The 6,806-nt window shown below is 38.8% G+C and carries 6 protein-coding genes; all 6 read right to left on the bottom strand.

The window, feature by feature from the left end:
* Positions 1 to 122 precede the first annotated feature (122 nt).
* Positions 123 to 584: a hypothetical protein gene (locus tag ACEN3Z_RS11330; RefSeq protein ID WP_407090922.1), complete on the bottom strand. Its 462-nt coding sequence runs from the start codon at positions 582 to 584 to the stop codon at positions 123 to 125.
* 137 nt (positions 585 to 721) lie between these two features.
* Complete coding sequence (locus ACEN3Z_RS11335) at positions 722 to 1,399, bottom strand: response regulator transcription factor (RefSeq protein WP_407090927.1); 678 nt, start codon at positions 1,397 to 1,399, stop codon at positions 722 to 724.
* A gap of 384 nt (positions 1,400 to 1,783) precedes the next feature.
* Positions 1,784 to 3,154 carry a M20/M25/M40 family metallo-hydrolase gene (locus ACEN3Z_RS11340; protein WP_407090923.1) on the bottom strand — a complete coding sequence of 457 codons (1,371 nt, stop codon included), beginning with the start codon at positions 3,152 to 3,154 and terminating at the stop codon, positions 1,784 to 1,786.
* Positions 3,155 to 3,184: 30 nt separating this feature from the next.
* A complete protein-coding gene (locus ACEN3Z_RS11345) occupies positions 3,185 to 4,807 on the bottom strand; it encodes a peptide ABC transporter substrate-binding protein (RefSeq protein ID WP_407090924.1) in 1,623 nt (540 codons plus the stop codon).
* Between the two features lie 442 nt (positions 4,808 to 5,249).
* The gene (locus tag ACEN3Z_RS11350) at positions 5,250 to 5,762 is read right to left on the bottom strand and encodes a GNAT family N-acetyltransferase (protein ID WP_407090925.1); all 513 of its coding nucleotides are present in this window, start codon (positions 5,760 to 5,762) and stop codon (positions 5,250 to 5,252) included.
* 141 nt (positions 5,763 to 5,903) lie between these two features.
* A complete protein-coding gene (locus ACEN3Z_RS11355) occupies positions 5,904 to 6,509 on the bottom strand; it encodes a hypothetical protein (RefSeq protein WP_407090926.1) in 606 nt (201 codons plus the stop codon).
* Positions 6,510 to 6,806: the final 297 nt, after the last annotated feature.

Consider the following 6,806-nt stretch of genomic DNA (forward strand, 5'->3'; position numbering starts at 1 on the left):
TAGACACCTTTACCATATCAGAATGGGGTTCTTTTTTCATCACTTAACAGGTGAAAATGAAAAAGTAAATTTAAGCTGCCGTTAGGCAGTTGGCACATGTTTCAACGAAAAGTATGAATTGTTCAGGCAATCATTAGACTCGTTAAATTCGCTTCAGTGACGACCTCAGCTTCAATTGGTTGGTAATGCAGTCGAATCCCATGTTGAATGAATTGCAGACTGTATTTTCTAATGAGTGGGGTGATAATATCATCCAGTTTTCGTTCTGAGAAAACCATGTCTGTCGCGGGGTTCGAGAGTTTTAAATAATTTAACGCCATATTTGTATAATTTTCAATGGAGACCATTTCCTGTCTTAAATTGCGTATGGTTGCGTCGTCAGGATTTTTAAGTATTAGTTGGCTGGCTGTAATCGGCGTCTTCATCTGGTGCACCCACATAATAAAGTATTCTTCTAATTCGTTTTGTCTCATAACACTGGCGTCTTGCAGGTCAATGAGTTCCTCTTGAAGTTGCTCTACCTTAGTTTCGAGGCGCACCTCTTCTCTAAATGAGAGGATTTGATAGCCTAAAAATACTGACATGATAATTGTTAAATTCCAAAATAATACCCAAAATACATCCATGGGGAGCGAGAAGAGTAGAAATACAAACCAAATGACAAGATGCAGTAATATAAACACTGATAGCAGGCCCCAATTCTGATTAAGAAAGCGTCCCATCATAAGGACTCACCTTCTGCATTTAATCGGTAGCCGTAATTTTTCTTGGTCTCAATGAACGAATCTAATTGGATGGCTCGCAGTTTCTTCCGGATACGGGTCATGTTTACTGCTAAAGTGTTGTCATCGATGAATTGATTATTCTGCCAGCAGTAATCTAGAATTGCTTCCCGGCTTACATACTCGCCCTTGTGCTGGAATAAAGCTGTCAGTATTTGTAATTCTGTAAAGGTTAAGCTTGCCTCGGCGTTCTTGTAGGTGATGCGTGATTTAGCCACATCTAGAATGGCACCTTCGTATTCGAAAGCATCGGACTGGACAGAGAAATCATAGGTGCGACGTAAGAGTGCTTGAATTTTGCTGACGGTAAATTGGGTGTCGATGGGTTTGGGAATGTAATCGTCGGCGCCCATCTGCATTGCCATAATCATATCCATGCGATCTGATACAGACGAGATGAAAATAATTGGCACGTCTGATTCTTTACGTATTTCGCCACACCAATAATAGCCGTTATAATATGGTAGATTCACGTCTAGGAGGATTAAGTGAGGTTGACTTTTTCTAAAAGCTTCTATTATATGTTCAAAATTCTCAACAATATCCACCTCGAATTGCCAGCGTTCTAAAACCTTGCCCAACTCGCGCGCAATTATTAAATCATCCTCAATAATCATAACCTTCAATTGTCTCCACCTCTTTCTATATAAATCGGCATTTGATAAACTTTGCCAGTGTTAACTTGTTCTGAGTTTCTTATACAAATAATACCACAAATCTTAATGTGTACACATTGGACTCAAGAAGGAGGCGGGCAGGTGTAGGCGAGTGGGGACACGAAAAAACACGAAGTTATGGAGGACTTCGTGTTTTTGGGGGTGGTGGTATGTGGATTCACCAGTTCAGAAGTGTGAGCTACCGAAGTTGGTCTGGATTCGCCAGTTCAAGAGTGTAAGCTAGCGAAGTTGGTCTGGATTCGCCAGTTCAAGAGTGTGAGCTAGCGAAGTTGGCTTGGATTCACCAGTTCAAGCAAACAAGCTGGCGAATCCAAGTCCCCCATATTATTCCCCACCAAATGTATGTAACAACTGAATAATATGCTCTACACCTTGATAGTAATCTTCAACCCGAATATTCTCATTTGGTGCATGTGCGCCAGACTCGACCCAACCTGTTCCAGCACCTAAGATAGGTACATTTAGGTATTTTCCGAACCCATACATCGGCCCTGTTCCTGCAGAATTTAATTCTAAGATGACATTCTCTTCTCCGTAAACTTCTTTGGCAGAGTTTATCACTTGTTCTGTGAATGGATCGGATATATCCGTTCTAAATGGCTTCACTCCAGTTAATAACTCCAAGTCAACATCTTTAAAGCCATGATTATCAAAGTGCTTGCGCAACACATCATAAACCGTTTTAGGTTCATAGCCTGGAACAAGTCGCACATCAATTTTCGCCATCGCTTTACGTGGTAGGACCGTCTTCGTCCCTTGACCCGTATAACCTGATAACAAGCCACTAATTGTCATCGTTGGATAAAGAATTAATGCCTCTTGGGCAGAATAATCTAAGCCATCCGTAATTAAAGGCTGCTTTAATCCATAAGTATCTATCGTTGCGGCTTCATTATAAGGAAATGCTGCAACACTCGCCTTCTCAACGTCGGTTGGTTCTGTGCGCATTTCTTTGAATCCATCAACCGTAATATTATTATCCGCATCACGCAAAGTTGCTAAAGCATGGACTAAACGCCAAGCCCCATTATCAATCACCGCAGCTTGTGAAGAGTGAATATCAATATCCGCACTGACAACGGATGCTTCGAAGTAGGCAATCCCTTTAACCCCCGCACTAATTACCATTCGCTCTTCGCTATCTTTACTGCCCGATTCCCAAATACAGGCATCTGCGCTGAACTTATCTGCATAATTCTCTAAATACTTGTCAATATTAGGACTTCCAATCTCTTCCTCACCTTCAACAAAGAACTTTACATTACAAGGTAAGCCGCCTTCAGTATCTTGAATGGCCTTAACCGCGACAATCCGCGACATAAAGTTCGCCTTATTGTCAGACACACCACGAGCAACAATTTTGCCATCAACAACCGTTGGTTCAAAAGGATTTGTCTTCCATTCATCAATTGGATCTTCTGGTTGAACGTCGTAATGGTTGTAGAATAGTAATGTCTTGTCACTATTGCCATTAGCGCCGGCTTTGAAATAGCCGTAAACGACAGGATGCCCCCCTAGATCTCCTAGAATTTCACTCTCACCACCAGCTTCAATAATAGTATCTCTAACAAAATTGGCAGTCTCAGGAATTTCACGACCTTGCGCTGAGACGGTCTCATAGCGCAAGTACGTAAATAAGTCCTCCATATATTTGTCTGCGTAATCTTTTGCGATTGCTTTATAATCTACTGTCATAATTATTACTCACCTTTCTATATGTCTTGACTATTCAGTTATTGTAACTTCCTTCAATTGTACATCAACCATACCATCTACGAACAAGTTATTCATACGCTCACTCTTAACTTGCGGGTTACTGTAGTAGTAGATTGGAATAAATGGCATCTCATCCATTAGAATGCGTTCTGCTTCTATATACATCTCATGTTGCACAGCTTCATCTTCTTCAAACAATACTTTATCGAGAATTTCTTGATACTCGGCATTCTCCCAACCCGTTCTGTTCTGGCCTGTATCTGCTGAATAGTAATGTTCTAGAAAAGCATAAGCTGAGTTAAAGTCAACGGTTGGTCCGATGCGTCCGATTTGGTAATTCAATTGATTCATACTTTCAAAATGAACATTAATCTCAGCTGTTTCAATCGTTGCTTGAACACCTAGTTCACGTTCCCACTCACTTTGTATAAATTGCGCTACTGCCAAATGTGAATCATTATCGTTCGTTTGAATAACAATGGGCATAGCGGCCGTATCATCATAACCCAACTCTTCCATACCTTGAGCTAAGTAGTCACGCGCTATATCATAATCTGCATCTTCAAAGTATCCACGGTCTTCTTCAAAGCCAGCAACAGTTGGTGCAATGCCACCTTTAGCTGGCGTTTGCTCTCCTTTTACGACATTATCAATCAATTCTTGACGGTTAATCGCTAGTGACAAGGCACGACGAATATTGACATTCGACATAATCTCATCCGTTGTATTCATCTTGTACATATAGGTTGCACCGATCTCAGTCACATCCAAGTCACCATTCGCACGATAACTATCAATCGCATCAGCAGGAATGGTATTGAACGGAATACCAATAAAGTCCAATTCACCACTTTCAAAACTCATGTTCGCTGTCATTGAATCTTCAATAATACGTACATAAACCCCATCTAAATCAACATTATCAACATCCCAATAGCCTTCGTTCTTCTTTAGCGTATAGTCCCCGTTATGATTCCACTCAACAAAGTTAAATGGCCCATTCGATACAAACTGCTCACCAGCTTCCGTTGCCCAAGAAGGGTTTTCTTCAACGGTCGCTTGATGTACCGGCATCATCGTTGTTTGACGCGCCGTTAATTCAATAAAGTATGGTGCAGGTTCAGTCAATGTCACTTCAAATGTCTCCTCATCCACGGCATTGACCTTCACATCTTCTTCGGACCCTTCACCCATAAAGTAAGCTTCTGCCCCTTCGATAATGAACATCTTAGACGCATTCGCTGCTGCCGTCTCAGGGTTAATGATTCGTTTCCATGCATATTCAAAGTCGTTCGCCGTTACCGGATCCCCATTAGTCCACTGAATCCCTTCACGAAGATGGAATGTATACGTCTTACCGTCTTCACTCACATCCCATGATTCTGCCATTGCCGGTACGATCTCACCGTCATTCGTTGGACGAGTCAAACCTTCCAAAATGTTCTTAATCATTGGCATGGAATAAGAATCTGTTACAAAAGCTGGATCCATAACTGGATCTGAAGCAACGGATAAGTTCAAAACTTTATCTTCCTGGGCTTCTCCTGTAACATTTGAGGTAAATTGATTGTAAACTTGAAATCCAATTACTGCGACAATCATCATCACAATAATTTTTTTAATATGTTTCATATGTTGTATCCTCCTAAAATTTATAAAAACAAAAAACCTGCTAAGAATGACGAAAATCTTAGCAGGTTCAAAGATACAACACAGCGTCCCATGTTATCTAAACTTAATATTCCCGCATAAGATTTTCGTCCTATGCGGCTACATGCTTAATTAGCACACCACATAGAACCTGAGTAATAATGCTGCGTCTAATAATAAGCTATTTAATTGTAATGAGTTTAGATTATTCATGAGTAGGCTCCTTCGCTTTATTTGTAACTAGTATAAATGATGATTAATTAGAAAACAACCTTTTTATCTCATTTATTTTTAATTAACTAATTTAGGTTGAAACAAAATTGCCTTATGCCCTTGTTAAATCAATACAAAGGAGAATATTTTAATTTTATAAAATTAAAAACACTCTCATCATTAGAATCCAATCTAATAATGAGAGTGCCTTCTATAACTCTTTTAGCATAATATAATCCACTTGCGCATCGTCTCCCATAATGAAAGTATGCTCACTAACTCGTTGGAAGCCCATCTTCTTATAGAAAGCTAAGGCATTATAATTATGCTCCCAGACCCCTAACCAAATACCAGTTCGGTTAAGTTCTTTTGCTCGAGCATGAGCGAATTCCAACAGTTCTCTTCCATAGCCTTTACGCTTATGCTGTGGTAGTACATAAATTCGTTCTACCTCTAATGCTAGCGGATTATCTTTCTCTGATTGCGCATCATCAATATTCAGCTTTAAGTAGCCAACGACCAAGTCTGAATCCTTCAGAAAATAAAAATCTGTACCAACCTGGTTGATTTCAGACGTTAGTTGCTCAATAGAGTAGGCCCGTTCTAAATATTCATTTAAATTCTCTTCGGTATTTTGGTCTTTGAATGTATCAACAAACGTTTCAATACTAATATCGCGTAATTGTTCAACATCACTTGGTTTGCATTTTATCAGTTCTGCCATCTTTATCACCTCGTTACATAATACTCACTCATTAATTATAACAAAAAATCCTCCATCCTTAACATATTTCCTAAGAATGAAGGTTATTATACTATACTTATTCCGCCAACTGTTCGGTTGGCTTCTTCACAAGGAAAATTATTACTCTGTCTCTACAAATTCAATTGTCAGCGCAAATACATCCTTTACGCCTTCCACATCGAACTCTGGGTTCTCATAATCAGAATTGATTTCTTCGTAATTTAAAGAGTACATATGATTAGAGTCTGCTAAAATAAGGATTGTTAATGGCTCTCGATTATTAGCTTCTATCTCAATAGTATCTTTCCAATCGCCTAATAAAGATTCTCTGCTATTCTCTCTCTCAATACGATTAGGCAAACTTGAAGAAAGAAATTCATAAGTATTTAATGTGCCATCCTCTGATCGAATACCTATACGAATAAAATCCTCAAGATTGATCGCCACCTGTAAATTACCGCCATCATGTTTTTCATTTATTAATTCCATCGCCTGCCAATTTCCATCATTTTGTAATTTTTCCCATCGTATAATATATGATGAATTTGAGTTTTCATAATCGATTGAATAGAAATTAGTTTGTCTTAAGCGAAGTAAAGAAAATATCTCTTGCTGTTCATCGGTTAACTTAACAAGTTCGCCCAATCCATCAGCTGAAACTTGAATAGAACTAATAGAAATAATCAATAAAAATATAACAAATGATAATAGATATTTATTTTTCATACTTTTTAGCCCCTTGTACCTCTAAGCCCTTAATTGTCATTCAACTTATGTAATTATTTTGTAAATATAATGTCCATTGCGGGACATGCTTAATTAGCACACCACATAGAACCTGAGTAATAATGCTGCGTCTAATAATAAGCTATTTAATTGTAATGAGTTTAGATTATGAGAGTGTAAAATATCTTGTGTAAATAGAAAAAAGGAAGCCCCTTCTGTAGAATAGAGTTACCACACTACATTCACAGAAAAGAGGACTTCCCTATGAACAATCTTACTACAGATATCTTACAGACT

Source organism: Ruoffia sp. FAM 26254 (assembly GCF_045528545.1).
Lineage (GTDB): Bacteria > Bacillota > Bacilli > Lactobacillales > Aerococcaceae > Ruoffia > Ruoffia halotolerans.